Origin of the sequence: Bradyrhizobium sp. HKCCYLS3070 (genome assembly GCF_051167575.1) — a bacterium.
Classification (GTDB): Bacteria; Pseudomonadota; Alphaproteobacteria; order Rhizobiales; family Xanthobacteraceae; genus Bradyrhizobium.
On record NZ_JBNPTI010000007.1, the window covers coordinates 132,824 to 157,163 of the forward strand.

Annotated in this window: 23 protein-coding genes, 1 tRNA gene and 1 riboswitch; of the genes, 14 read left to right on the forward strand and 10 right to left on the reverse strand. The window is 66.2% G+C overall.

All coding sequences use genetic code 11. The features are described 5' to 3' along the window. The first annotated feature begins 1 nt into the window (after position 1). From ACQR03_RS21980 to ACQR03_RS21990, 3 genes are all read left to right on the forward strand, one after another. Positions 2-307, forward strand: a complete 306-nt coding sequence (locus ACQR03_RS21980) for a hypothetical protein (RefSeq protein WP_315717139.1) — start codon at positions 2-4, stop codon at positions 305-307. A gap of 501 nt (positions 308-808) precedes the next feature. After that, positions 809-1,864 carry a lysylphosphatidylglycerol synthase domain-containing protein gene (locus tag ACQR03_RS21985; RefSeq protein WP_316165603.1) on the forward strand — a complete coding sequence of 352 codons (1,056 nt, stop codon included), beginning with the start codon at positions 809-811 and terminating at the stop codon, positions 1,862-1,864. Positions 1,865-1,892: 28 nt separating this feature from the next. Next, positions 1,893-3,200, forward strand: coding sequence for an ATP-binding protein (locus tag ACQR03_RS21990; protein WP_316165602.1), 1,308 nt, complete (start codon positions 1,893-1,895; stop codon positions 3,198-3,200). A gap of 122 nt (positions 3,201-3,322) precedes the next feature. On the opposite strand, the gene ACQR03_RS21995 is transcribed toward ACQR03_RS21990, so the two are convergent. Further along, entirely contained in the window at positions 3,323-3,838 is a 516-nt protein-coding gene (locus ACQR03_RS21995; protein ID WP_315717142.1) for a GcrA family cell cycle regulator, read from the reverse strand. Positions 3,839-4,315: 477 nt separating this feature from the next. Here ACQR03_RS21995 and ACQR03_RS22000 point away from each other — a divergent pair, with 477 nt between their 5' ends. The 3 genes from ACQR03_RS22000 to ACQR03_RS22010 all read left to right on the forward strand — a co-directional run bounded on the left by ACQR03_RS22000 (position 4,316) and on the right by ACQR03_RS22010 (position 7,710). Next, the gene (locus ACQR03_RS22000; RefSeq protein ID WP_315717143.1) at positions 4,316-5,527 is read left to right on the forward strand and encodes an aspartate aminotransferase family protein; all 1,212 of its coding nucleotides are present in this window, start codon (positions 4,316-4,318) and stop codon (positions 5,525-5,527) included. Between the two features lie 8 nt (positions 5,528-5,535). After that, on the forward strand, positions 5,536-6,462 hold the full coding sequence (argF, locus tag ACQR03_RS22005) for an ornithine carbamoyltransferase (protein ID WP_315717175.1): 927 nt from the start codon (positions 5,536-5,538) through the stop codon (positions 6,460-6,462). A 252-nt stretch (positions 6,463-6,714) separates the two neighbouring features. After that, the gene (locus tag ACQR03_RS22010) at positions 6,715-7,710 is read left to right on the forward strand and encodes an Hsp33 family molecular chaperone (protein WP_315717144.1); all 996 of its coding nucleotides are present in this window, start codon (positions 6,715-6,717) and stop codon (positions 7,708-7,710) included. An 839-nt stretch (positions 7,711-8,549) separates the two neighbouring features. Here the strand turns inward: ACQR03_RS22010 and apaG are convergent. Beyond that, positions 8,550-8,942, reverse strand: coding sequence for a Co2+/Mg2+ efflux protein ApaG (apaG, locus tag ACQR03_RS22015; protein ID WP_315717145.1), 393 nt, complete (start codon positions 8,940-8,942; stop codon positions 8,550-8,552). 324 nt (positions 8,943-9,266) lie between these two features. Between apaG and ACQR03_RS22020 the strand changes: the two genes are divergently transcribed. From ACQR03_RS22020 to ACQR03_RS22030, 3 genes are read left to right on the forward strand one after another with little or no spacing between them, the layout of a single operon-like run. Further along, positions 9,267-10,607 (forward strand): OpgC domain-containing protein, encoded by a 1,341-nt coding sequence (locus ACQR03_RS22020; protein WP_434841880.1) that lies wholly within the window; start codon positions 9,267-9,269, stop codon positions 10,605-10,607. Beyond that, the gene (locus ACQR03_RS22025) at positions 10,607-11,365 is read left to right on the forward strand and encodes an SGNH/GDSL hydrolase family protein (RefSeq protein ID WP_315717147.1); all 759 of its coding nucleotides are present in this window, start codon (positions 10,607-10,609) and stop codon (positions 11,363-11,365) included. Before ACQR03_RS22020 ends, ACQR03_RS22025 begins: the two co-directional genes overlap by 1 nt. A gap of 13 nt (positions 11,366-11,378) precedes the next feature. Beyond that, the gene (locus ACQR03_RS22030) at positions 11,379-12,539 is read left to right on the forward strand and encodes a GDSL-type esterase/lipase family protein (protein WP_315751241.1); all 1,161 of its coding nucleotides are present in this window, start codon (positions 11,379-11,381) and stop codon (positions 12,537-12,539) included. Positions 12,540-12,614: 75 nt separating this feature from the next. Here the strand turns inward: ACQR03_RS22030 and ACQR03_RS22035 are convergent, their stop codons facing one another. After that, on the reverse strand, positions 12,615-13,823 hold the full coding sequence (locus ACQR03_RS22035; RefSeq protein WP_434841881.1) for an O-succinylhomoserine sulfhydrylase: 1,209 nt from the start codon (positions 13,821-13,823) through the stop codon (positions 12,615-12,617). 76 nt (positions 13,824-13,899) lie between these two features. After that, a riboswitch (SAM riboswitch) is annotated at positions 13,900-13,979 on the reverse strand. Between the two features lie 112 nt (positions 13,980-14,091). Here ACQR03_RS22035 and ACQR03_RS22040 point away from each other — a divergent pair. Next, on the forward strand, positions 14,092-15,198 hold the full coding sequence (locus ACQR03_RS22040) for a 2'-deoxycytidine 5'-triphosphate deaminase (RefSeq protein ID WP_315751243.1): 1,107 nt from the start codon (positions 14,092-14,094) through the stop codon (positions 15,196-15,198). Positions 15,199-15,328: 130 nt separating this feature from the next. Further along, a complete protein-coding gene (locus tag ACQR03_RS22045) occupies positions 15,329-16,807 on the forward strand; it encodes an MATE family efflux transporter (RefSeq protein WP_434841882.1) in 1,479 nt (492 codons plus the stop codon). A 4-nt stretch (positions 16,808-16,811) separates the two neighbouring features. Here the strand turns inward: ACQR03_RS22045 and ACQR03_RS22050 are convergent, their stop codons facing one another. The 5 genes from ACQR03_RS22050 to ACQR03_RS22070 form a co-directional block, all read right to left on the reverse strand. After that, the gene (locus ACQR03_RS22050; protein WP_315751245.1) at positions 16,812-17,213 is read right to left on the reverse strand and encodes an SRPBCC family protein; all 402 of its coding nucleotides are present in this window, start codon (positions 17,211-17,213) and stop codon (positions 16,812-16,814) included. Positions 17,214-17,223: 10 nt separating this feature from the next. Further along, entirely contained in the window at positions 17,224-17,583 is a 360-nt protein-coding gene (locus ACQR03_RS22055) for a VOC family protein (protein WP_315751247.1), read from the reverse strand. A 52-nt stretch (positions 17,584-17,635) separates the two neighbouring features. Beyond that, the gene (locus ACQR03_RS22060) at positions 17,636-18,475 is read right to left on the reverse strand and encodes a helix-turn-helix transcriptional regulator (RefSeq protein WP_315751249.1); all 840 of its coding nucleotides are present in this window, start codon (positions 18,473-18,475) and stop codon (positions 17,636-17,638) included. A 77-nt stretch (positions 18,476-18,552) separates the two neighbouring features. After that, positions 18,553-19,125 carry a methylated-DNA--[protein]-cysteine S-methyltransferase gene (locus tag ACQR03_RS22065; RefSeq protein WP_315827965.1) on the reverse strand — a complete coding sequence of 191 codons (573 nt, stop codon included), beginning with the start codon at positions 19,123-19,125 and terminating at the stop codon, positions 18,553-18,555. A gap of 223 nt (positions 19,126-19,348) precedes the next feature. After that, positions 19,349-19,768 (reverse strand): SPW repeat protein, encoded by a 420-nt coding sequence (locus ACQR03_RS22070; protein WP_316201982.1) that lies wholly within the window; start codon positions 19,766-19,768, stop codon positions 19,349-19,351. A 201-nt stretch (positions 19,769-19,969) separates the two neighbouring features. On the opposite strand from ACQR03_RS22070, the gene ACQR03_RS22075 reads away from it, so the two are divergent. Continuing rightward, a tRNA-Gly gene (locus ACQR03_RS22075) sits at positions 19,970-20,043 on the forward strand. A 34-nt stretch (positions 20,044-20,077) separates the two neighbouring features. On the opposite strand, the gene ACQR03_RS22080 is transcribed toward ACQR03_RS22075, so the two are convergent. Continuing rightward, positions 20,078-21,910 carry an AMP-dependent synthetase/ligase gene (locus ACQR03_RS22080; RefSeq protein ID WP_315827967.1) on the reverse strand — a complete coding sequence of 611 codons (1,833 nt, stop codon included), beginning with the start codon at positions 21,908-21,910 and terminating at the stop codon, positions 20,078-20,080. A gap of 209 nt (positions 21,911-22,119) precedes the next feature. Continuing rightward, entirely contained in the window at positions 22,120-22,485 is a 366-nt protein-coding gene (locus ACQR03_RS22085; RefSeq protein WP_316201983.1) for a nuclear transport factor 2 family protein, read from the reverse strand. Positions 22,486-22,650: 165 nt separating this feature from the next. Here ACQR03_RS22085 and ACQR03_RS22090 point away from each other — a divergent pair, with 165 nt between their 5' ends. Together ACQR03_RS22090 and ACQR03_RS22095 are read left to right on the forward strand one after the other, a co-directional pair. Next, a complete protein-coding gene (locus ACQR03_RS22090) occupies positions 22,651-23,010 on the forward strand; it encodes a hypothetical protein (protein ID WP_315751253.1) in 360 nt (119 codons plus the stop codon). A gap of 713 nt (positions 23,011-23,723) precedes the next feature. Continuing rightward, positions 23,724-24,248, forward strand: a complete 525-nt coding sequence (locus ACQR03_RS22095; RefSeq protein WP_315751255.1) for a hypothetical protein — start codon at positions 23,724-23,726, stop codon at positions 24,246-24,248. Positions 24,249-24,340 lie beyond the last annotated feature (92 nt).

A 24,340-nucleotide genomic window follows, 5' to 3' on the forward strand; every position in this document is an offset into this window, starting at 1 on the left:
CATGGCCTATCTCGTTGCCTTTCACTGGGGCTGGCTGGCCGGCGCATTCGCCATCGGGCTGGCGATGGGCTGGGTCGCCGTGGTGCATCGCGCCCCGCGCGTGTCGGGCTGGCTGACCTGGCTGCTGGCGGCGCTGGCCGCCGGCCTGGTCGCGACGGCCGTGGCCTGCCTGATTCCCGGCCGGGCCGGCTACTGGCTCGAGCTGCTGCTGATCATGTTCGTGCCCTACCTCGTCGGCTGCGCCATCGGCACCTGGCTGCGGGCGCTGGTGGTGATCCGCAGCATGCGGACGAAATCGGCGGCCTGAAACCGCCGCCCCGGACTGCACCCGACGCCATCTGCCGAGACTGCGGCGGCGCGCCCGCCGTCCGCGTGCCCGGGTCATCGCAACTGCGAGACACGAAGGTTTGACGAGGCGCGAACCTGTCAAACGCGCGGCTCGCGCTTATCGTTGAGCCATGCTGACCCGCCGAACCGCTGGGCGCCCCGGAAGCCCTGGAGATTCGCGTTCCTCACCAAAGTTTAACCTGGGGTTTGCAGGCTGGCGGGGGCGTGCGCCGCCCCGCCGTCCTGCATGATGCCTTGTCCGATGCCTTTGCCTGATGTCTTGCCTCATGTGCGGCAAAACGGTGCATCGCATTTCGGTAAAGCCTGCTAAGTATATCCATGTGTACGCTTTTGTTCGCACGCTCCGTGTTCCCCAATGCGTCGAAACGCGCTACGAGGGCGTTGTATGCGCACATGATGCTGCGGCCTCCGGGGCGCGGTGTCCCCGGCCGTCGTGATCGGATCACGGTGAGAGGTGTAGATGCTTGAAGCCATACGCAGAGCGGCCACGTTCCTGCGCGAGAAGCAAGTCCTGCACAAGCTCGGCGTGCTGATCAGCATCGCTGTGATCGCGGTCGCCTGCTACGTCCTCTACCACATGCTGCGCGGCATCGACACCTACGAGGTGCTCGAGGCCATCAAGAGCACGGAGCCGCATCAGATCGCGCTCGCCGCGCTGTTCGTCGCCGCCGGCTATTTCACGCTGACCTTCTACGATCTGTTCGCGGTGCGCGCGATTGGCCACGACCACGTGCCCTACCGCGTCAACGCGCTGGCCGCCTTCACCAGCTATTCGATCGGCCACAATGTCGGCGCCAGCGTCTTCACCGGCGGTGCCGTGCGCTACCGCGTCTATTCGGCCCATGGGCTGAACGCCATCGACGTCGCCAAGATCTGCTTCCTTGCCGGCCTGACGTTCTGGCTCGGCAATGCGGCCGTGCTCGGGCTCGGCATCAGCTATCATCCGGAGGCAGCCGCCTCGATCGACCAGCTGCCGCCCTGGGTCAACCGCATGGCGGCGATCGCGATCCTGGTCGGTCTGTTGGGGTATGTCGCCTGGGTATGGACCAAGCCGCGCGTGGTCGGCCGCGGGCCGTGGACCGTGGTGCTGCCGAGCGGCCCGCTGACCCTGTTGCAGATCGCGATCGGCATCATCGACCTCGGTTTCTGCGCGCTGGCGATGTATGTGCTGGTGCCGGACGAGCCCAATCTCGGCTTCGTCGTGGTGGCCGTGATCTTCGTCTCGGCGACCCTGCTCGGCTTCGCCAGCCATTCCCCCGGCGGGCTCGGCGTGTTCGACGCCGCGATGCTGGTCGGGCTGTGGCAGATGGACCGCGAGGAGCTGCTGGCCGGAATGCTCCTGTTCCGGATGCTGTATTATTTGGCGCCGTTCCTCATTTCTGTAATCTTGCTGACGTTTCGCGAGGTTATCATCAGCACGCGGTCGAAACGGCTGCGGCAGGCCGCGCTCAGCCTCGATCCGGCCCCCCCGCCGGAAGCCGCTTTTGTGAGGAAACGCAGCGATTCCGGTGTCTGACGCCAGCTCAAGGGAACAGTAGGACGAGATGGCCCTCGACGCTCCCTCCGACACGCCGCTCTCGATCTTCACCCCCTGGCCGGACCGGCTGCGCCATTCCGCGATCATCCTGCTCGCTGCGGCGCTCGCGCTTGCCGGGCTCGTGCTGCTGGACGAGCTGCTGCCGCTGCGGGCCCTGGCGGTATTCCTGTGTATTTCCGCCGCCGCCCTTGTGCCGTGGCGGCTGCATGGCGCGGTCGCCAAGCGTGAGGAGGAGCGCCACGCCAATCCGGTCGAGGCGCCGGCCGTGAGCGCGGTGGTCGAGGGCATCCCCGATCCCGCCGTGCTGCTCGACCGCGCCGGCCGCGTCATCCACCTCAATGCCGCTGCCGCGCAGCTCGCGCCGGCCCTGCGCAAGGGCGAGCTCGCCCAGTTCGCGCTGCGCACGCCGGAGATCATCACTGCGCTGCGCGAGGCGATCGCCACCACCGAGATCCGCCGCGCCACCTATCACGATCACGTTCCGGTCGATCGCTGGATGGAGCTGATCATCACGCCGGTGCCGGTGCCGACGGCGTTCGGCGGCACGGACAAATGCATGCTGATGACGTTCCACGATCTGACCCCGCTGCGCCGGGTCGAGGAAATGCGCGCCGACTTCGTCGCCAATGCGAGCCACGAGCTGCGTACGCCGCTGGCGGCGCTCTCGGGCTTCATCGATACGCTGCAGGGGCCGGCCAAGGACGATCCGAAGGCGCGCGAGCGCTTCCTCGGCATCATGCACATCCAGGCAACGCGCATGGCGCGGCTGATCGACGATCTGCTGTCGCTGTCGCGGGTGGAGCTGTCGGCGCATGTCCAGCCCCACGCCATGGTCGACGTCGTCCCCATCATCCGCCAGGTCACCGACGGGCTGGAGTCGCTGGCGCGCGAGCGCCAGGTGGTGATCGAGACTAGCCTGCCGGACGCGCCGGTGACGATCGCCGGCGACCGCGAGGAGCTGCTGCGCGTGTTCGAGAACCTGATCGAGAACGCGCTGAAATACGGCGCCTCGGGCGGGCGCGTGATCGTCTCGCTGGAGCAGGCCGTCTCCGCCGAGAACGCGCCGGAGATCCGGGTCAAGGTGCGCGATTTCGGCCCCGGCATCGCGCCCGAGCATCTGCCGCGCCTGACCGAGCGCTTCTATCGCGTCGATGTCGGCGACAGCCGCGCGCAAGGCGGCACCGGGCTCGGCCTCTCCCTGGTGAAGCACATCCTCAACCGCCATCGCGGCCGGCTGCTGATCGAAAGCGTGCCGCGCAACGGTGCCGCCTTCACGGCGTGCTTTCCGCAGTCGAAGCCGGCGCGGGGCGCCTGATCGCCCGTCGCATCTGCGGCCCGGCGCGGGCCGGGCTCACGTCCATGGTCGTTGTGAGTTGAGGCCGCCGGAGATCCCAGGGCGATGCGGAGCATCCTCATCGCCCGTCGCGGCCAACTTCCTCAGCGCGTGGTCGACTTCGCCGGCTGGCGGCGGCGGTCGGCCGCGGGCTGATAGGCGACGCGCGAATGCTGCGCGCAATAGGGCAGACCGGAAAGCGCCTTGCCGCCGCAGAAGAAGAAATCCGCGCTTGAGGGATCGCCGACCGGCCAGTGGCAGGTCGCCTCGTTGAGCTCCAGCAGCGACAGCCGCTGGTTCATCGGCACGACGTTGTCGAATGCAACCGGATCGGGCTCCGCCTCAACCTCGAAAACCTGTGCGAGCGCCGTGTTGCCGCGCGCCACCGGGCGCGCCACCCGCATCATCGGCTGTGCCGGGCGGGCCGCCTTGCGCTGGCGCGGTGCCGCGGTGGCCGGGCTCTTGGCGCGGCCGGACAGGCCCAGCCGGTGCACCTTGCCAATCACGGCGTTGCGCGTCACGTTTCCGAGTTCCGCGGCGATCTGGCTGGCCGACAGTCCGGCTTCCCAGAGTTTTTTCAGTTGCTCGACGCGATCGTCGGACCAGGTCAATACGGTCATCGAACCTTTCCCTTCGCGTTGCGCCGGCCAATTCCGGGACGGCGCTGCGATGCTGTCTCAAGAAAATCCCTGGCGGCAGAATCCCTTGTCCCTCGCCGGGCACGCGCAAGGCACCCGGACGTTACGCAAACTCAGAGAACTTCGAGAGGGATCAGAACTGCCGCACGAGATGTCGTACTCGACGTTGAAAACGCTACAATATGGCGTGACTCCCGCGCAAGAGTCGGCGGCCGCAGTCCACACATTCCGTGGTTCCCTGTGGCGTGTCTCGAGGCGTGTCAGGCGTCCGGAATCTCACGGGCCGGCCCCCCATGCATCAGCTGACGCGTAGTTGACTCCCACCGCTGCCCGCATACAATAGATGCACGTGCCGCCTTGAAAAGGCGGCACATTTTGTTTTCTAGGGTGGGGTCCCTGATGCGCGATGGCGCCGCGTGGCGCGTGTCTCGGCCGGCCCGTCAGCTCATGTGATCCGCCATGACCAGTGTTGCCGCTACGCATCTCCTCCCCGTATTCGCCCGGGTCGATCTTTCGTTCGAGCGCGGCGAAGGCGCGTGGCTGATCGCGACCAATGGCGACCGTTATCTCGATTTCACCTCGGGCGTCGCAGTCAATTCGCTCGGCCATGCGCATCCGCATCTGGTCAAGGCGCTGCAGGAGCAGGCGGCCAAGCTCTGGCACATGTCGAACCTGTTCAAGAGCCCGGATGGCGAACGTCTCGCCGCACGGCTGTGCGAGCAGAGCTTTGCCGACTACGTATTCTTCGCCAATTCGGGCGCGGAGGCGATGGAAGGCGCGATCAAGATCACGCGCAAATATCACGCCGCCAAGGGACATCCCGAACGCTATCGTATCATTACGTTCGAAGGCGCGTTCCACGGCCGCACGCTCGCCACGCTCGCCGCGACAGGTTCGGCCAAATATCTCGACGGCTTCGGTCCGCCGATGGACGGCTTCGATCAGGTTCCGTTCGGCGACATCGAAGCCGTGAAGAAGGCGATCGGTCCGCACACCGCCGGCATCCTGGTCGAGCCGGTGCAGGGCGAGGGCGGCGTGCGCACCGCGCCGCTGCCGTTCTACAAGGCGCTGCGCCAGCTCTGCGACGACAACGGTTTGTTGCTGGTCATCGACGAGGTCCAGACCGGCATGGGCCGCACCGGCGATCTGTTCGCGCATCGCTGGCTCGGCGTCACGCCGGACGTGATGTCGCTGGCCAAGGCGCTCGGCGGCGGCTTTCCCATCGGCGCCGTGCTTGCGACGGCCGAGGCCGCGTCGGGCATGACGCCGGGCTCGCATGGCTCGACCTTCGGCGGCAATCCGCTGGCGGTCGCCGCGGCCAACGCCGTGCTCGACGTGATGCTGGCGCCCGGCTTCTTCGATCACGTCCGCAAGATGTCGTTGCTGTTGAAGCAGAAGCTCGCCGCCGTTCTCGATCGTCATCCCGACATCATCTCCGAGATCCGCGGCGAGGGCCTTCTCATCGGCGTCAAGGCGGTGGTGCCGTCGGGCGATCTGGTCACGGCGCTGCGCGATCAGAAGCTGCTCACCGTCGGCGCGGGCGACAACGTCGTGCGCTTCCTGCCGCCGCTGATCGTCAACGAATCCGAAATCGAACAATCGGTCGAGATGCTCGATCGCGCCTGTGCGGCGCTGTCGGGCGGGCCTGCCAAGCAGGCGGCCGCATCATGAGCAAGACCATGGGCAATACGCCGCGTCATTTCCTCGATCTCACCGAGATGCCGGTGGAGGAGCTGCGCAACGTGCTGGCGCTGTCCAGCGCGATGAAGAAGACCTTGAAGGCGCGCGAGCCGGCGAAGAAGCCGCTCGAGGGCAAGGTGCTGGCGATGATCTTCGACAAGCCGTCGACGCGCACGCGCGTGTCGTTCGACGTCGGCATGCGCCAGCTCGGCGGTGAGGCGATCATGCTGACCGGCACCGAGATGCAGCTCGGCCGCGGCGAGACCATCGCAGACACCGCGCGCGTGCTGTCGCGCTATGTCGACGCCATCATGATCCGCATCCTCAGCCACGAGGCGCTGCTCGAGCTTGCCGCGCATGCCACCGTGCCCGTGATCAACGGCCTGACCCGGCGCTCGCATCCCTGCCAGGTGATGGCCGACGTGATGACCTTCGAGGAGCATCGCGGCTCCATCGAGGGCCGCACCGTGGCCTGGACCGGCGACGACAACAACGTGCTGGCCTCCTGGGCCCATGCCGCCGAGCGCTTCAAGTTCCGGCTCAACGTCGCCACCCCGCCGCAGCTGTCGCCCGGCAAGCCGATGAAGGATTTCATCCGCGCCACCCGGGCCGACATCCATCTCGGCCACGATCCGGAAGTCGCTGTCGCCGGCGCCGACTGCGTCGTCACCGACACCTGGGTGTCGATGGGCGACAAGGATGGCGAGCATCGGCACAATTTGCTCAAGCCCTATCAGGTCAATTCCAAGTTGATGTCGCTGGCGAAGCCCGAGGCGCTGTTCATGCACTGCCTGCCGGCCCACCGCGGCGAGGAGGTCACCGACGAGGTGATCGACGGCCCGCAGTCGGTGGTGTTCGACGAAGCCGAGAACCGCCTGCATGCGCAGAAGGGCATCTTGGCCTGGTGCTTCGGCGAGCGGGCTTAGGGTTCGACGGCGCAATTTCACCGGTGTCGTCCCGGCCTTGAGCCGGGACCCATACCGCGTGATCGAACTGATTTGCAGCTGTGGCCGTTGCTCGGCGTAGTTGGAGCGATCGTGGTTCGTCGGTTACGGCTTAGCGTCGGCGACTACCACCGGCGTTCCTCGATAGCATCCGCGGTATGAGTCCCGGCTCAAGGCCGGGACGACAGCCGGGGATGCCCTTCCATTCGTTTCAATCATCCCCAAATACGCCCCATGACAACCAATCCCCCCGACACCGACATCAACCTCGATACCAGCCGCGCCCCCTCGGCGGTGCCGGTCGACGACGCCGTGCTGCCGTTCGAGGTCGCGGCGCTCGATCTGCGCGGGCGACTGACCCGCATGGGCCCGGCGCTCGACGACATTCTCACCAAGCACGCTTATCCCGCGCCCGTGGGCAAGCTGCTCGGCGAGGCCATCGTGCTGACGACCTTGCTCGGCTCCGCGCTGAAATTCGACGGCCGCTTCATCCTGCAGACCCAGACCGACGGCCCGGTGTCGTTCCTGGTGGTCGACTTCCAGGCACCCGACCGCCTGCGTGCCTATGCCCGCTTCGACGAAGCCCGGCTGGCGGAGGCCAAGGATTCCGGCGGCCTGCTCGGCAAGGGGCATCTGGCGATGACCATCGACCAGGGCGCCGACATGAGCCGCTACCAGGGGCTGGTCGCGCTCACCGGCGGCAGCCTGGAGGAGGCCGCTCATGAATACTTCCTGCGCTCCGAGCAGATCCCGACCCGCGTGCGCCTCGCCGTCGGCGAGGAGTGGAGCGGCGGCAAGCACCGCTGGCGTGCCGGCGGCCTCCTGACGCAATTTTTGCCGCAGGCGCCGGAGCGCTTGCGCCAAGCCGACCTGCATCCCGGCGATGCGCCCGAAGGCACCGAGCTGCATGCGATCGAGGAGGACGAGGCCTGGGTCGAGGGCCAGTCGCTGGTCGCGACCGTCGAGGATATCGAGCTGATCGATCCCGCGCTGTCGGGCGAGCGGCTGCTGTATCGCCTGTTCCATGAGCGCGGCGTGCGCGTGTTCGACCTCGTGCCGCTGCAGGCGCGCTGTTCCTGCTCGCGCGATGCGGTTGCCAACATGCTGAAGAGCTTCTCGCCCCAGGACCGCGCCGACATGGTCAAGGACGACAAGGTCGTCGTCACCTGCGAGTTCTGCTCCTCGGTCTATCACTTCACCCCGCACGAAGCCGGCGTGACGGAGAACTGACTCTGTTGCGCTCGCTCCGCGCGTCGTACCGATCGTGGTCGAGCGACAACCCTCCGTACGTCATCGCGAGCGCAGCGACGCGATCCGCAGTCGCTTCGACAGTTCTGGATCGCGTCGTCGCTTCGCTCCTCGCGACGACGCTTGATAGGCTGCGTCGCACGGCATCGGAGAAAACGTCGGGAGTTCGTGTGCGCCGGCGATCTCGATTAGTTCGTTGTTGAAAATCGGCTTTCTCGCTGATCGACGCCACATCCATGCCCGTCGCGTTGATTGGTCGCAGCAACAAACCGCTTGTGCCGTCGGGCAAATCACTGGCACATTTCCGTGCGTCTTGCTGCCGCACGAGGGGCGTTTCGCGACCGTCACGGACCGTTGGCAGCGGGATGCGATGGGCGTGCATGGCCGCAGCGTAGTCAGTCTGCGCGGACGAACGGCGATGCACGTACGGTCAAGTCGCGCGGTCCTGATATCCCGATGCTGATATCAACTCACGCTGAAGCTCCGCTTCGCGTTGAGGATGGTGGCCAACAAGCCCGGCGCACCAGGGAGAACGCGAAGCAGCCGTTAAAACCGTCGCGCAGGGAGGGCCGGGTCGTTCCGGCTGGACCTGTGGTACCTGCCGCCTGCATTTTTTTCTGCAGGCGGGCCGCAGGCCTCAGCCGAGGCCCGGCCTTCCCTGCGCCCTCTATTTGCAGAGGGCGGGTGAATGGACAAGGCTCGGGCGCGGGATGCGTCGCGAGAACGATTTCGTGCGGCGCGGGTGCAGGATCTGTCGTATTGCAGCACAAGAGACAGCGAGCAGACGAGACTTGGGGCAGTCGGACTGCATGCCTTCTCAGCTAGTTCAACACCCGCTTGCCCTCGGGGCTGTCGAGCGAGAAGGCCGGCACGGCGATGTCGAAGTGCTCGCCGCTCTCGCTCTCCATCTGATAGGAGCCGGCCATGAAGCCGGACGCGGTGGTGAGCGGGACACCGGAGGTGTATTCGAAGCGCTCGCCCGGCGCGAGCACCGGCTGCTCGCCGACCACGCCCTCGCCGCGGACCTCCTGCTGCCGGCCGATCCCATCGGTGATGATCCAGTGCCGGCTGCGCAGCCGCACCGTCTCCTCCCCGCTGTTGGTGATGACGACGGTATAGGACCAGAACCAGCGGCCATCGGCCACCGACGACTTCTCAGGCAGGAAGTTCGGTTCGACGGTCACTTCGATGTGGCGAGTCACGGCGCGATACATGGTGGCATTGTAGCGGAAACCCGCGCCGGAACCAATCGCGACGCCATCGTGCTTTCAACACAGTTCCGCATTATGGCACAAGAATCGCGGACTTTGTCGGCCGTACGCGCGATCCGTTCCTTGGACTCGGATCGCGCGCGGCAGGCAGCACCCTGGGGGCGATCGACCTGTCCTGCGTCGTGCGATCGCCCACCAACCGTCCGCCAAGGTCGAAAAACTGGGCACGGCCCAGCTGATAAGTCCTTCATCGCTTGCGTAAAATCTGCGCAGCCCTACATTTCCCCTGCCGGGCCTCGAAGGCTGGCAGCCTTGACGCGGTGCCTGATGACGTCGATTGTCGATCGCCCTGCCGGACCGTCCGCCCCCGCCGCCAGCGCCGCACCCGCGCCGGCTGCGGAGACTGCCGCCTCGGCGAGCGCGGCTGCATCTGCATCTGCATCTGCATCTGCCGTCGCGGCGGCGCCGGCCGTCACCGCTGCACCCGCCACCACCGCTGCTCCTGCGATCACCTTCCCGGCGGTCGGCGAGCGCGAGCTGCGGCTCGACCTGTTTCGCGGGCTGGCGCTCTGGCTGATCTTCATCGACCACCTGCCGCCGAACCTGCTGACCTGGTTCACGATCCGCAACTACGGCTTCTCCGACGCCACCGAGATCTTCATCTTCATCTCCGGCTACACGGCGGCATTCGTCTATGGCCGGGCGATGCAGGATGCCGGCTTCATCGTCGCCACCGCGCGCATCCTGCGCCGCGTCTGGCAGATCTACGTCGCCCACGTCTTCCTGTTCACGATCTTCCTTGCCGAGATCTCCTACGTCGCGACCAGCTTCGAGAACCCGCTCTACACCGAAGAGATGGGGATCATGGATTTTCTCAAGCAGCCGGACGTGACGATCGTGCAGGCGCTGATCCTGCGCTTCCGCCCCGTCAACATGGACGTGCTGCCGCTCTACATCGTGCTGATGCTGTTCCTGCCGCTGATCCTGTGGCTGATGCGCTGGCGTCCTGACGTCACGCTCGGGCTCTCGGTCGTTCTCTACGCACTTACCTGGGAGCTCGATCTCTATCTGACGGCCTATCCGAACGGCTTCTGGGCGTTCAACCCGTTCGCCTGGCAGCTCCTGTTCGTGTTCGGGGCCTGGTGCGCGCTCGGGGGCGCCCAGCGCATGTCGCGCATCATCAACTCACCGATCACGCTCGGGCTCTGCGTCGCCTATCTGGTCGCGGCCTTCTGCGTGACCCTGACCTGGTACATTCCGCAGCTCGGCCATCTGATGCCGCGCCGAATCGAGCAGTGGATGTATCCGATCGACAAGACCGACCTTGACGTGTTGCGTTTCGCGCATTTTCTCGCACTCGCAGCACTCACCGTGCACTATTTGCGCAAGGATTGGCCGCTCTTGAAGTCGCCGTGGCTGCGTCCGCTGATTGTTTGTGGGCAACACTCGCTCGAGATCTTCTGTCTTGGCGTGTTTCTGGCGTTTGCGGGCCACTTCGTCCTTGCCGAAGTGTCCGGCGGCGCCATGATGCACGCGGTGATCAGCCTTTGCGGCATCCTCATCATGTGGGGGGTGGCGTCGTTGATTTCGTGGTACAAGCGTGAGGCCGATAAGGGGGCCGCGCGAAAAGGTGCGCGCAGCAACGCCGATCTGGCGGGAGGGGGCTGATGAAGTCCGTCTCGTGGTTAAGGTTGGGTATCGCAGCGCTGGCTGTTTCGCTGGCGGCCTCTGCGCGCGCGGAAGACGCGCCGCAGAACTGCGAGGTGCCGGCCTACCTGCTGACAACCGAGAGCCCGCTCCCGAAGGTTGCAGACGCCGTCAAGAATGGCCGCACGCTGGATATTCTCGTCGTCGGAAGCCGCTCATCCTCCATTGTCAGCACCTCCGACGCAAATGCCTACCCCGCCCGTCTGCAGGCGGCGCTGAAGGACAAGCTGCCGGCCGTCACCGTCAATCTCAGCGTCGAGCTGCAGCCCAAGAAGACGGCCGAGGAGGTCGCGGGCAATCTCGTTAAACTGGTGGAAGGAAAACGGCCTAATTTGGTCATCTGGCAGACCGGCACGGTCGACGCCATGCGGTCGATCGATCCTGATGAGTTCCGGCAGGCGGTCGACGACGGTGTGGCGACGCTGCAGAAGGCGGGAGCTGACGTCGTCTTGATGAACCTGCAATACAGTCCGCGGACGGAAACATTGATCTCCGTGCCGCCCTATGTCGACAACATGCGTGTGGTGGCGCAGCAGCGCGACATCCCGCTGTTCGATCGGTTTGCCATCATGCGGCAGTGGAACGAGCAGGGCGATTTCGACCTGTTCAATCCGACGCACGGGGTCGAGCTGGCCAGGCAGGTTCATGACTGCATCGGCCGGGCGCTGTCGAAGTTCATCATCGACGCGGCGCATATCGGGCCGGCGCAGCAGAACTAGGATTATGTCGTTCATGACGTCGAATGAGTGTCACCGCGTATCCGGGACATGGGAGAAGCTTTCGGCCGTTGCGGTCATTGCCATCGCCCTCGCGCTGAGCCCGCAGAAGGTACGGGCGCAGAGCGCAGCGCCGGCTGCACCCGCCGCGCTTTCCGATGTGAAGAGCTCCGGTCCGAAGCCTCCGTTGATCAGCGAGCTGCGACCGAGCATCGGTCACATCACATTGGCGCAGGCGAACGATCAGATGCGCGGGCCGATCGCCGCGGTGCGCCCGGCGGCCACGACCTCGCCGCCCGCGGCGACGACCGCGCCGGCCATGACCGATGCACAGCCGCCGGCTGCAGCCGGGCAGGCCGTCGCGGCCACGCCGCCGCAATCGCGCAGCATCACCGAGCGGGCGATCGACAAGGTCAAGCAGGTCGCCAAATCGGCCACCGACATCTTCAACCGCGTGCCGTGCCTGCCGCCGAAGGGTGTCGCCAAGAAGAACTTCATTTCGCTGCCGCACGTCGCCAACAAGCTCGCCTCCGGCCTGCCGGTCGTGATCGTCGCCTTCGGCTCATCGTCGACGCAGGGCTTTGGCGCGAGCGCGCCGGACTACACCTATCCGAATCGGCTCGCCGCGCAGTTGCGCCGGCAATATCCCATGGTCGACATCAGCGTCATCAATGCCGGCGTCGGCGGCGAGGATGCGCCGGAGATGATGAAGCGACTGGAGACGTCGGTGATCGACCGGCGTCCGGATCTCGTGATCTGGCAGGTCGGCACCAATGCCGTGCTGCGCGATCTCGATCCGGCCGAGACCGCCAGGCTGGTCGAGGATGGCGTCGCCAAGATCCAGGCGGCAGCCTCCGATGTCGTGCTGGTCGACCTGCAATATTCGCCGCGCGTCAACGAGCGCTCGGAGAACGCCAGCCGCATGAACAAGCTGCTCGGGCGTATTGCCGAGCTGCATCACGCCGGCATCTTCCCGCGCTTCGAGGTGATGCGCGACTGGCACGAGCGCCAGGCGATCCCGATCAACGAGTTCGTGATCTCGGACGGCCTGCACATGAGCGATTGGGGCTATGCCTGCTTCGCCCAGTTGCTCGGCGACGACATCATCCGCTCGGTCGGCCAGGTCAAGCTCGGCATCAACGCACCGGCCGAGGTGCCGACCTATCGGCCGATGTGATCAGAAGCGAGTAGGGAATGGCGAGTAGCGAATAGGGAAGAGATCCACTACTCGCTACTCCCTATTCGCCATTCGCTACGCCGCCCGCAGGGCGGCGTCCAGATCCTCGATCAGATCGTCGGCATGCTCGAGTCCGGCGGAGAAGCGGATGAAGCCCTCGCTGATGCCGAGCTCGGCGCGCGCCTCCGGCGTCAGCCGCTGATGCGTCGTCGTCGCCGGGTGCGTGACCAGCGTCTTGGCGTCGCCGAGATTGTTGGAGATGCGCGCGAGCTTCAGGCCGTTGAGCGTACGGAACGCAGCCGCCTTGCCGCCCTTGACCTCGAAGCCGACCAAGGTCGAGCCGGCGCGCATCTGCTTGCGCACGGTCGCCGCCTGCGGGTGGTCCGCGCGGCCCGGATAGATCAGCCGCGAGATCTTCGGATGCGCGGCGAGGAAGTCAGCCACTTTCGCCGCCGTCTCGGTCTGCGCGCGCACGCGCACCGCCAGGGTCTCCAGACCCTTGAGCAGAACCCAGGCGTTGAACGGCGAGATCGACGGGCCGGTCTGGCGCATGAAATTGTGGATGTGCTCGGCGATGAACGCCTCCGACGACAGGATCACACCGCCGAGGCAGCGGCCTTGGCCGTCGATGTGCTTGGTCGCGGAATACACCACGACGTCAGCGCCGAGCGCGAGCGGGCTCTGCCAGATCGGGGTGGCGAACACGTTGTCGACGATCAGCCGCGCGCCATGGGCGTGCGCGATCTCGGCGATGGCGGGGATGTCCATCACGTCGAGCGTCGGATTGGTCGGGCTCTCCAGGAAGAACGATTTGGTGTTGGGTCTGACCGCCTTCTGCCACTGGGCGAGGTCGAGCCCATCGACCAGGGTCGACTCGATGCCGTAGCGCGGCAAGAGATCCTCGACCACGTAGCGGCACGAGCCGAACAGCGCCTTGGCCGCGACGACGTGGTCGCCGGCACGGAGGGGAGCCAGGATTGCCGTGGTGACCGCGGCCATTCCGGTTGCGGCCGAGCGGCAGGCCTCGGCGCCCTCGAGCTCGATCATGCGGCGCTCGAACATCGCCGTGGTGGGATTGGAGAAGCGCGAATAGATGAAGCCGGGATCCTCGCCCTTGAAGCGCGCCTCGCATTCCTCGGCGGTGGCGTAGACGAACCCTTGGGTGAGATAGAGCGCCTCGGCGGTCTCGCCGAATTCGGAGCGCAAGGTGCCGGAATGCACCAGCCTCGTTTCGGGACGATAGTGGGCGAACGACGCCGGCGCCTTCGCGGGGGACTTCGACATGTGACCTCCATCGTGGCCACCGCCTTGAGCGATGGGCACAAAAAAACCGGCCTGGGACAAAACCTCAAGGCCGGGATCACATTCGTCCCCGGCCTGTTTAGCGACTTATTTTACGTGGCTGCAAGCCGGCCGGCTCAAATCACCACGGGATAAGTCGTGCTCATAGTCGCAACCGGCCTTTCCGTCAAGCCAGCCATCGGATAACCGGTCAAAAGACCCTATATTGGCTCCATAAGCCGCCGTTCCGGCGCCTGCAAAGGATCAGGTCTTGCCGTTTTCGCTCAGCCCCGACGCCCACGGCATCCTCCCCGATCGCATGATCGTGGCGATGACGGAGGCTGGCCTGATCATCCCCGAATATGATTTCGTCGAGAGCCAGATCCAGCCGGCGAGCCTCGATCTGCGGCTCGGCGACGTCGCCTATCGCGTGCGTGCGAGCTTCCTGCCCGGGCCGGGCGCGACGGTCGCCGAGCGCATCGACGAGCTCAAGCTGCACGAATTCGCACTTGCCGACGGCGCGGTGCTGGAGACCAACTGCGTCTACATCGTGCCGCTGTTGGAGAGCCTGGCGCTGCCCAAGGACATCGTCGCGGCCGCCAATCCGAAAAGCTCGACCGGGCGGCTCGACGTGTTCACCCGCGTGATCGCCGACGGCACGCGACGCTTCGACATGATCGGCGCGGGCTATCACGGCCCGCTCTATGCCGAGATCAGCCCGAAGACGTTCCCGGTCCTGCTGCGCGAGGGCTCGCGCCTGTCCCAGGTTCGCTTCCGCTATCGCGACGCGGTCCTGTCGGAGGACGAACTGATCGCGCTGCACCAGGCCGAGCGACTGGTGGATCGCGACGATGCCGATCTCACCGGCGGCGTCGCGCTTTCCGTCGACCTGTCCGGCAGCAATGCGAACGGATATGTGGGCTATCGCGCCAAGCGCCACACCGGCGTCGTCGACGTCGACCGCCGCGCCGGCTATCCGGTCGAGGAGTTCTGGGAGCCGATCAAGGCACGTACCGACGGCAGCCTCATTCTCGATCCCGGCGAGTTCTACATCCTGGCCTCCAAGGAGGCCGTGCAGGTGCCGCCGGACTACGCCGCGGAGATGGTGCCGTTCGATCCGCTGGTCGGCGAATTCCGCGTCCACTATGCCGGCTTCTTCGATCCCGGCTTCGGCTATGCCGGCGCCGGCGGGCAGGGCTCGCGCGCGGTGCTCGAGGTGCGCTCGCGCGAGGTGCCGTTCATCCTCGAGCACGGCCAGATCGTCGGCCGTCTCGTCTACGAGAAGATGCTGGCGCGGCCGAATGCGATGTATGGCAGCCGCATCGGCTCCAACTACCAGGCCCAGGGCCTGAAGCTCTCCAAGCATTTCCGTCTCTGAGCGCGGCTGCGTCTGCCGCGCACCCCCAATGCGCCTGCCGCACAGGGCGCGCGCCAGCGCCGTGCTAGGAAAGCGAGAGCAATCGAACGATAACACGGCCGCGGCCTGCGCGGCCGAGCGGGGAGCTGAGATGTCCGAGATCGGCCTGGCCGACAATCCGGTCGGCGAGGGGCGTGCGTTGCCGCCCCCCGAGAAGCCGGTCCGGAATAAGCTCGTCGACGGACCCATCCTGCGCACCCTGCTGTCGCTGGCCTGGCCCAACATCATCGCGAACACGGCCGGCACCTGCGTCGTCATCGCCGAGACCTCCTATATCGGCCGGCTCGGTATCGAGGCGCTGGCGGCGATGGCGCTGGTGTTTCCGCTGGTGATCCTGACCATGACGATGTCCGGCGGCGCGATGGGCGGCGGCGTGGCCTCGGCGATCGCGCGCGCGCTCGGCGCCGGCGACGCCGAGCGGGCCTCGACGCTCGCCACGCACGCGCTGCTGATCGCGCTATTGTTCGGCGCGACCTTCATGATCGGCATGCTGGCGTTCGGCCCTGCCTTGCTGGAGGTGCTCGGCGGCCGCGGCGCGGTGCTGAGCCATGCCACGGCCTATCTGCAGATCTTCTTCGGCGGCGCGATCCTGCCCTGGCTGATGAACTCGATGGCCGGCATCCTGCGCGGCACCGGCAACATGAAGCTGCCGTCGTTCATGATCCTCAGTTCGGCGCTGCTGCAGATCGTGTTGGGCGGCACGCTCAGCCTGGTCCTCGGGCTCGGCATGCGCGGCGTCGCCGCCGGCGCGCTGCTGGCGTTCTGCGTCAGCATCTCGGTGATGGGCTGGTACCTGTTCTCCGGCCGCGCGCGCGTGCGGCCGAAGCTGCGGGGTCTGAAGATCAGCGGCGCGATGTTCGCCGACATTCTCAAGGTCGGCGCCGTCGCCTGCTTCTCGCCGCTGCAATCCGTGCTGTCGATCGCGATCTTCACGCATATGCTGGCGTCGTTCGGCACCGCCGTGCTCGCCGGCTACGGCATCGGCGCGCGGCTCGAGTTCATGATGACCACGGTCGCATTCTCCGTCGGCATGGCCTCGGTGCCGATGGTCGGCATGGCGATCGGTGCGGAGAGAATCGCGCGCGCCCGCCGCATCGCCTGGACGGCGGGACTGGTGTCGTTCGCGTCGGTGGGCGCGCTGTCGACGCTGATCGCGATCGTCCCGCAATTGTGGGTCGACATCTTCACCCAGGACGAGAGCGCGCGCAGCGCGGGCCAGCACTATCTCCAGGTCGCGGCGCCGATGTATGCCTTCATCGGCCTGGCGATCTCGATGTATTTCTCCTCGCAGGGCGCCGCCAGGGTGCTCGGTCCGGTGCTGGCACAGACGGTGCGGCTGGTGTTCATCGCTGCGGGTGGCAGCTATCTGCTGAGCCGTGCCGCGACCGAGGGCGACTTCTTCATGCTGGCGGCGTCCTCGATGGTCCTGCTCGGGGTGCTGACGCTCGCCAGCGTCATGCTCACCCGCTGGGGCCCGAAGCCGGCCGCAGCGCTGGAGCTGCGCCCGGCCGTGCTGACGGCCGGATGCGGCCTTGACTCGCGCGGGCCGCCGCCGGCGCGTATCGGCTGAGCCGCTATCCGCGCAGCCTGCCCAACGTGTCCTGCATCGCGCGCGCGCCGAGCTCCATCTGCTGATCGATATAGGGTGCGATCTCGTGCGGCAGCACGTCGGTGGTCCAGATCACCCGGCAGCGCACCTCGCCTTCCGGGATGATCTGAAACGACGCACTGTGCTGGCTGATGCGTTCGTTCTTGATGGCATAGACGAGGCGCCGGCGTTGATCGTTGCAATCGACCAGCTGCTCGCGCGCCACGCTGCCGTTGGCGAAGCTGACAATGCGGACGTCGCCGTCGAGCGTGGTGCCGGTGACGAAGCCGGGCGCCACCCTGGTATGAACAGCGCCGAAATCCCGCACTGCGTCCCACACTGCACCCGCCGGGGCTGCGATCGGAATGTCCTTCTGGATGGATGCCATGGGCTTGACCTCACGGACACACGGCTTCGATGTTGTTGCCGTCGGGATCGATCAGGAAGGCGGCGTAGTAGGTCGGACTGTAGTCCGCGCGCGGCCCGGCGCCGCCATTGTCGCTGCCGCCGGCCTTCAGCCCCTCGCTGTGGAATCTGGCGACGGCCGCGTGGTCCTGGGCGCGGAACGCGATATGGGCGGCGCCCTTGCTGGCGCCCTTGTCGACATACAGCCACAGCGCCGGCTCCCCCTTCGGGCCGATGCCCGCCGACGCCTCGTCCTTGGAGCAGAGGATGTGGCCGAGCGGCGCCAGCGCCGATGTGTAGAAGCGGACGCTGGCGTCCAGATTGCCGACCTTGAGGCCGATATGATCGTACATCGATGATCTCCATGCTTCGCATGCGGCTGCCGCACGCGCTGGGATCATCCAATCAATGGCGGCTCAGATGGTCTTGGAGAATCTTGCGCTCGCCGCGCGAGACCTTGCGAAACTTCGCCGGCGACACGCCGGCAGCGCGCGCGAAGGTGCGGGTGAAATTCGACAGATCGGCAAAGCCCGAATCATAGGCGATGGTGGTGACCGGCGTGTCCTCCTCGCTGAGACGCCGCGCGGCGCGCCGCAAGCGGGAGCGGATCAGATATTGATGCGGCGTCACGCCGATCGTCGCCGCGAACAGCCGCAGGAAATGGAACGGGCTGACGCCGGCTTCGTGCGCCGCAGCCGCCAGGTCGATGTCGCGCTCCGCATTGTCGTCGATCCACAATGCGCTCTCCACCGCGCGCCGGCGATCGCGCAGGCTCGGCGTCGCCGCCCGTTCCTGCCGGCCCGTGGCGGTCGCGACGAAGCGGCTGGCGATGATCTGTCCAACCTCGTCCAGACCGAGGTCCTGCTCGCGCGCGGCGACGGCCTGCGCGAGCTCACCGAGGACCATGAGCTCCGGCAGCGGCGGCATCGCGCCAGCCCGCCAGGCCTGGCTGTCGCAGCCGATCTCGTCGATGAGCGCATCATCGAAGAAGAATGACAGGCATTCGTCGCCGCAGACGTGATCGTGCGTGCACATGAACTCATCGCCGGGATGGCCCACCAGCAGCGAGCCGGTGACCAGTTCGAAGAAGCGGCCGCGGTGCCGGCAGCCGAAGCTTCCCTTGCGCACATAGGACAGCGAGTAGCCGGCATACTGCTCGACATAGGGACGCTCGCCAGGGACCGCTGCACAGCGGAACTCGGACACGGTGACGTCGCGGCTTTCGAACAGGATGGTGGTGGTCATCCTGTAAATCTAGCGCATTGCGGCGGAAAGAGGAGGGCGTCGTGCGAGATAATATCGCGCGACGCGCGAAGGCGGGCTTACAATGCGCGCGGCCTGTCGATGGCGAGAAACGCGTCGAACAACGTCAGGCCCGCATGAGGCTTTGCGCCTTCGAGCGACAGCAGCCGACGCTTGGAGACGATGCCGCTGTTGGGCGACGGCTTGTCGAGTCCGTTGCCGATGTCACGCACGCGGTGACAGGGAACGATCAGCACGAGCGCATTCCTACTCAGCGCCTGCGCGATCGAATTCAGCGCCTTGGGAACGTGCAGTTCGTCTGCGATCGCGTCGGCGGTGCGCGTCTCGCCGCGCGGAATGGCGCGAATGCAATCATAGACGCGCTGGTTGAAGGGCGTGACGCCGTCGAGGTCGAGCGCAACGTCGGAGAAGTCGACGTCCTGCCCGCGCAGCATGGCCGCGATGCCTTCGATGGCGAGTTCAGTATTCGAACACGGGCGCTGCTCCCGTGCGTCGGGAAACTGGCGAAACAGGCGCCGCCGCGTCTCGATTTCCCGTGCTTCCGGCAATTGTACGCCGGTGATTCCGACGTCGCTCCACGCAATGCCGCAACGGCCGAGGGCCGTATCAAAGATCGTATACCCACGCCCCATGACGCCACCCCAACCCCACACCACATCATATCACTGTCATGCTCGGCCGCATCAACTTTGTTTACAAAGTGTTAACAGCACGGCGTGACCGGGGCGGGTTTGCCCTGATTTGGGCCATGGTTGTCAAGCGTTGCGTTGCGATCCCGCGTCTGCGATCTCTGTCATCGCAACGCGATCGCGGGAGGAGGCGCTGCGCGCGGGCGACGCGCGATCGGCCAAGCCGCTACGGCCGGCTCACCAATGCAGGGCCATCGCCAGCAAAATCAGGATCATGCGCGAGCCACAGTTCGAGCAGGCTCAGGAAGGTCACGGCGATCCCGATGGCGATGCTGACATGCATCGCCGACGTATGCACGAACCCGAGCAGCCAGGGCGCTGCTATCAGCCACACGCCAAGCGCGACCTTCAGCCACTCCTCCCAATCGGCAAACGCCAGCAGGCCGCCGAGCGAGAGCACGACGAGGGCGGCCCCCGCCAACTCGGCATCGATCCGGCCGGCGCTGCCGACGAAGCCGAACAGCCACGGCGCGACGGCCAGGAACAGACCGCAGCCGAGGGTGTAGAGGTCGAGCGCCGACGGGCCCGACATGACGGCGAAGGCTTTCGAGGTTGCGGTCTGAGACGCGGGGCGGTGGCTCTGCATGCTGTGAGCTCCCAGGACCTTGACGGCAACGGACAAATGCGCGATCGGCCCGATCCGTTCCGGAGCCTGCGGTTGCGGCCGATCACGATCGGGAGATCAGGCCGGTGGTAGAACTCTTGCGTCCGCCCCCCGCGGCCTTGGCGGTCTCGCGGCAACAAGCCGCTTGGCGAAACGCATGGTCTCGGCTAAGCATTGGCGAGCGCGGGCGTAGTTCAATGGTAGAACGGCAGCTTCCCAAGCTGCATACGAGGGTTCGATTCCCTTCGCCCGCTCCAATGCCGCAATGTCCTGCTGCGGTGCCCTGCAAGATCAGCTTCGTACGATAGCCGACGGCCGCGAAGCTGACGGGCGTTTTGCATAGATCGCCTCGATTTCCTTCGCAAAGCTCCGCTCGATCGCCGGACGCTTGTTCTTCAACGTCGGCGTGATCAGGCCTTCCTGCACGGTCCACGGCTCCAAGGTCCAATGCACCGCCTTCGGCGTCGCGTAGGACGGATAGGCCTTCACGGCTCGCGCAATGTGGCGCAGCAGAGAGGCCGCTTCGGCCTCGGTGCCGCGCTGGCCGTGCGCCGCGAGCCTCGCCTGCTGCTCAGCCCAGCCGTTGGCGTTGAGCACGACGATCGCGGTCAGGAACGGCCGGTTCTCGCCGATCACGATGGCCTGCTCGAACAGCGGATCGGTCAGGATCGCGGTTTCCAGATCGGCGGGCGCAATCTTCTCGCCGGTCGAGGTGACGAGGATGTCCTTGATCCGACCGGTGATGGTGATGCGTCCGCTGTCGATGCGGGCCTGGTCGCCGGTGTGCAGCCAGCCGTCGGCTTCCCTGGTGCGCGCGGTCTCCTCCGGCCGGTGCCAATAGCCGAGCATCACGTTCGGGCCGCGCACCATCAACTCGTCATTGTCGCCGATGCGCACCTCGATGCCCGGCAGAGCGCGGCCGACGGTGCGCGGGTCGTTGTCGTCAGGCGTGTTGACGCTGACGACGGGCGATGTCTCGGTCATGCCATAGCCCTGCAGCACCTCGAGCCCGAGCGCCAGGAACAGCCGCACCACCGGCTCGGCGATCGGGGCGCCGCCGCTGACGGCGACGTGCAGCCGTCCGCCGAATCGAGCCAGTACCTTGGCGGCGACCAAGCGTTGCAGCAGCGGCCACGCGATTCGGTCGAATGCCGAGAGTCTCGTCCCGCGCCCATGCTGCGCATCGAAGCGACGGCCGCCGATCGCGATGGTCAGGTCGAGCAGCACCCGTTCCAGCGGGTTTGCGATCGCGCGGTGATGCATGATGACCGAATAGATGCGCTCATAGATGCGCGGCACGGAGATCAGGATGGTCGGACGGACCTCCACCAGATCTTCGGACAGCTGCTTCACCGAGCGCGCATAGGCGACGCAGGCGCCGATGGCGATCGGGTAGTAGTAGCCCGCGGTGCGCTCGAACGTGTGTGACAGCGGCAGGAACGACAGGAATACGTCGTCGGTATCGGCCGCCAGCCGCTGATGAATGGCCTTGAGGTTGGAAACGACGTTGTCGTGCGACAGCATCACACCCTTGGGCCGGCCCGTCGTGCCCGAGGTGTAGACGATGGCGGCGAGGTCGTGCGGCGCGATGGCGATCCGGGTGCCGGGAGGCGTGGCATCGCCGGCCGCCTTCAACCACGCCTCCAGATCGACGAGGCGCGGATCGCCGGTCGGCGGGGTCGTTTGCCGGTCGGCGCAGACGATCCGCCCCAGGTCGGGCAGGGCCTCGCCGACCGCTGCGATCTCATCCCAGCGTGTGTCCGAATCGACCAGCAGCAGCCGGGCACCGGAATCGGCGAGGATGTAGGCGATGCTGTCGGCATTATCGACGGCATGCATCGGCACCGGCACCAGGCCGAGCGAGAGCGCGGCCTGGTCAATGGCGAGATGCGCGATCCCGTTCGGCATCAGGATGGCGACACGCTCCCCCTGGGCGAAGCCCTCGGCCGCGAGCGCTCGCCGCCATCGCTCGACGACGAGATCGATCTCGCGCCAGCAGAAGCTCACCCATCGGCCGCTTCCTGCGTCGAAATGTCGGTAGGCCTGCTTGTCCGGGCTCCGTTCGACGCGCCAGCGCCAGAGTTCGGGCAAGGTGGTGATACCGGCCAGCGTGTCGGCTGCCATGGCGTGATCATCGATGGGATTTGAGTGCTGCACGCCCGTCTCCGGCGATCCTGAACTCCGTCGCGAAGCAGAAGCTCTGCAGCGGCGGATCGGGTCCGACGTTGACGTAGCGCAATCACCACGAGACAGATCGTGCGTCTGCGCATGGGAGCCCGGCAATCGCGGCAGGCCGACCCCGCTGTGGGAGGTCGGGCGGATCGGGGCGTCCGTCAGGCGCCCTGCGGGACCTTGTCGAGAAACCCGGTGACGCGCCGGATGCGGCCGTCGGCCAGCTCGACGAAATCCGTGCCCTGGATCGGGGCTTCCGCATTCTCGGGGCCGAGCTCCCAGGAAAAGCGGAGATGACGACCGTGGCCGTCCGCGGAGCCGATCAGGCGAAAGCGGAAGTCGGGAAAGCGCTGCTGCACGCCCGCGACCAGGCCGTCCACGGCATCGCGTCCTTCGCCGCGCATCAGCGGGTCGACATAGAGCGCATCCGCGGTCCAGTGACGTGCGAGCAATGCGCCGCGCTGCGCGGCATCGCGTTCGTTCCACAGCGCGATGTAGCTCTCGGCGATCTCGGTCGGGTTGGTCATCGGTGCTCTCCATGTTGTGAACGATGAGGAGCCCATCGTCGCGCCCGGCGCGCAGCGAATCGATTACGTCGAAGGTCATCTCATCCGGAATGACAGAACTGTAAGTTGCCGCCCGTTTGCGCGAGGGCTACGCCACGCGCAGAGGCGGTGCGGGGAATGCGTCTCATGATGTCCGACACTTGGAAGTGGATTGCCGTCGCAATTTGTCTGGTGCTGTTCACGGCGGATACCGTGCTCAAGCCGCAGGACAAGCCCAATCGCATGGTGTTCTTCGAGCTGCATCGCGGCGGGAGCCCGACGATGATCGGCATGATGCGCGACGACCTCGTCAAGCTGCCGGGACGCGGCGCCAGCCGCATCCGCGATGCGCTCGCGCGCGGCGAGACGTTAACGGTCTGGCAATATGAATTAAGAAAGATTGAAGACGGCAGCTATCAGGAGGTGCCGGAGCGGCAGATCCAGCTCGGCGCCGCCGATGCGCCGCTCGTCACCTTTGGTGCACGGATTCGGCTGCCCGATAATTAGTTCGGTCCAGACGGCGAAAGCATCGGGAGGCAGATCGTCTCCCCGGCTGCCAGCGCGATATCGGCCCGACCTCGCTCCATCTCCCGATCCAGACGGCGCGGTGCGAGGAGAGACCCTGCCGCGCCCGCTTGCGGCGCGGGGGCTCGGCCGAACGGTCCAACCTTGTGATTGCATCCGTCGCATCTCCGGATTTCGGCCATGCCGTCGGGGCTGGCGGAAGCCCGCACCCGCGATCGTGATCGCACGAGCACCCCTGGGCCGGCGATGAGCGGGCGAGCGTCCCGCCGTCACTGGGCAGCGGGGCGCGTGTCGCGCGGAAGCTCGGCCCCGGGTTTCTCCGGAGTGTCGTTTGTGCCGCCGTGACGCCGCTGCCGCGCCGATGGGCGAATCATGCCGGGCCTCTGCCTTGCTCGTGGCGCCACCGCCATGTCCGGAACCAGCGTTGGTCCATTTTCGGTGGTAGCGACTCATTGGTGCAGCGGGCTTGCAACACTCGCGGTGAATTTGGCTTTCGCAGCTGCGCTCTCCTGGACAAAAACACGATCTCGAAACACGCTGCATTTGCGATTTGGATTTGGCTTTCGCGTTCCGGTTCTGCGGATGGGGTCGTGATTGCAAGGTCCACCGCAGTCCAAGCATCACAAGAAGCGCATCACACGAAGCGTGCCAAAGTCGGTCAGATCGGTTTTCGCCGGGTTGCACTGGGGCTCGACATGAAATTCTGGACGGGATTGCTTGCGGTCGTTCTGTTGCTGTCGGGGGTCGGCGCCAGCCAGGCCGTGGTCCGGATCGCCGATGACCGCGGTGGCCGGATCGGAACCTATGTCGACAAGTACCAGGGCCTGCGATCCTCCGGTGAGTATGTGATCATCGACGGGCTCTGCGCATCGGCCTGCACCATCGTGCTTGGGGCGATCCCGCACGAGAAGATCTGTGTCACCTCGCATGCCAATCTCGGCTTCCACGCCGCCTGGGATTTCGGCGCCAACGGCCGCGCCGTCACCAATCCCGAGGCGACCCAGATGCTGTACTCGATGTACCCTTCGCCGATCCGCCGCTGGATCACCCAGCGCGGCGGCCTGACGCCCCGGATGATCTTCCTGAAGGGCAGGGAGCTGCAGGCAATGTACAAGCCCTGCTATATGGATGCCCAGGCGTCCTCTCCGGCCTCCTCGCACGTCGTGCCCAATGCACCGACCATCTCGCCGGCTGCCGCCAAGGCCTCTGCCTCCCATTGATCACACTGAGGCACTAGTCGCTTCGGGTGATCGCGGCCCGACTGCGGCGCTTGCCTGGACCGGCTGCGGGGCTTATCTGGAGCGAGAGGGGT

What these genes read in the sequence shown, in the direction of transcription:
- ACQR03_RS21980 (WP_315717139.1), top strand. Translation starts at nt 2, where the DNA reads ATGGCCTATCTCGTTGCCTTTCACTGGGGCTGGCTGGCCGGCGCATTC.
- ACQR03_RS21985 (WP_316165603.1), top strand. Translation starts at nt 809, where the DNA reads ATGCTTGAAGCCATACGCAGAGCGGCCACGTTCCTGCGCGAGAAGCAA.
- ACQR03_RS21990 (WP_316165602.1), top strand. Translation starts at nt 1,893, where the DNA reads ATGGCCCTCGACGCTCCCTCCGACACGCCGCTCTCGATCTTCACCCCC.
- ACQR03_RS21995 (WP_315717142.1), bottom strand. Translation starts at nt 3,838, where the DNA reads ATGACCGTATTGACCTGGTCCGACGATCGCGTCGAGCAACTGAAAAAA.
- ACQR03_RS22000 (WP_315717143.1), top strand. Translation starts at nt 4,316, where the DNA reads ATGACCAGTGTTGCCGCTACGCATCTCCTCCCCGTATTCGCCCGGGTC.
- argF (WP_315717175.1), top strand. Translation starts at nt 5,536, where the DNA reads ATGGGCAATACGCCGCGTCATTTCCTCGATCTCACCGAGATGCCGGTG.
- ACQR03_RS22010 (WP_315717144.1), top strand. Translation starts at nt 6,715, where the DNA reads ATGACAACCAATCCCCCCGACACCGACATCAACCTCGATACCAGCCGC.
- apaG (WP_315717145.1), bottom strand. Translation starts at nt 8,942, where the DNA reads ATGTATCGCGCCGTGACTCGCCACATCGAAGTGACCGTCGAACCGAAC.
- ACQR03_RS22020 (WP_434841880.1), top strand. Translation starts at nt 9,267, where the DNA reads ATGACGTCGATTGTCGATCGCCCTGCCGGACCGTCCGCCCCCGCCGCC.
- ACQR03_RS22025 (WP_315717147.1), top strand. Translation starts at nt 10,607, where the DNA reads ATGAAGTCCGTCTCGTGGTTAAGGTTGGGTATCGCAGCGCTGGCTGTT.
- ACQR03_RS22030 (WP_315751241.1), top strand. Translation starts at nt 11,379, where the DNA reads ATGACGTCGAATGAGTGTCACCGCGTATCCGGGACATGGGAGAAGCTT.
- ACQR03_RS22035 (WP_434841881.1), bottom strand. Translation starts at nt 13,823, where the DNA reads ATGTCGAAGTCCCCCGCGAAGGCGCCGGCGTCGTTCGCCCACTATCGT.
- ACQR03_RS22045 (WP_434841882.1), top strand. Translation starts at nt 15,329, where the DNA reads ATGTCCGAGATCGGCCTGGCCGACAATCCGGTCGGCGAGGGGCGTGCG.
- ACQR03_RS22050 (WP_315751245.1), bottom strand. Translation starts at nt 17,213, where the DNA reads ATGGCATCCATCCAGAAGGACATTCCGATCGCAGCCCCGGCGGGTGCA.
- ACQR03_RS22055 (WP_315751247.1), bottom strand. Translation starts at nt 17,583, where the DNA reads ATGTACGATCATATCGGCCTCAAGGTCGGCAATCTGGACGCCAGCGTC.
- ACQR03_RS22060 (WP_315751249.1), bottom strand. Translation starts at nt 18,475, where the DNA reads ATGACCACCACCATCCTGTTCGAAAGCCGCGACGTCACCGTGTCCGAG.
- ACQR03_RS22065 (WP_315827965.1), bottom strand. Translation starts at nt 19,125, where the DNA reads ATGGGGCGTGGGTATACGATCTTTGATACGGCCCTCGGCCGTTGCGGC.
- ACQR03_RS22070 (WP_316201982.1), bottom strand. Translation starts at nt 19,768, where the DNA reads ATGCAGAGCCACCGCCCCGCGTCTCAGACCGCAACCTCGAAAGCCTTC.
- ACQR03_RS22080 (WP_315827967.1), bottom strand. Translation starts at nt 21,910, where the DNA reads ATGGCAGCCGACACGCTGGCCGGTATCACCACCTTGCCCGAACTCTGG.
- ACQR03_RS22085 (WP_316201983.1), bottom strand. Translation starts at nt 22,485, where the DNA reads ATGACCAACCCGACCGAGATCGCCGAGAGCTACATCGCGCTGTGGAAC.
- ACQR03_RS22090 (WP_315751253.1), top strand. Translation starts at nt 22,651, where the DNA reads ATGATGTCCGACACTTGGAAGTGGATTGCCGTCGCAATTTGTCTGGTG.
- ACQR03_RS22095 (WP_315751255.1), top strand. Translation starts at nt 23,724, where the DNA reads ATGAAATTCTGGACGGGATTGCTTGCGGTCGTTCTGTTGCTGTCGGGG.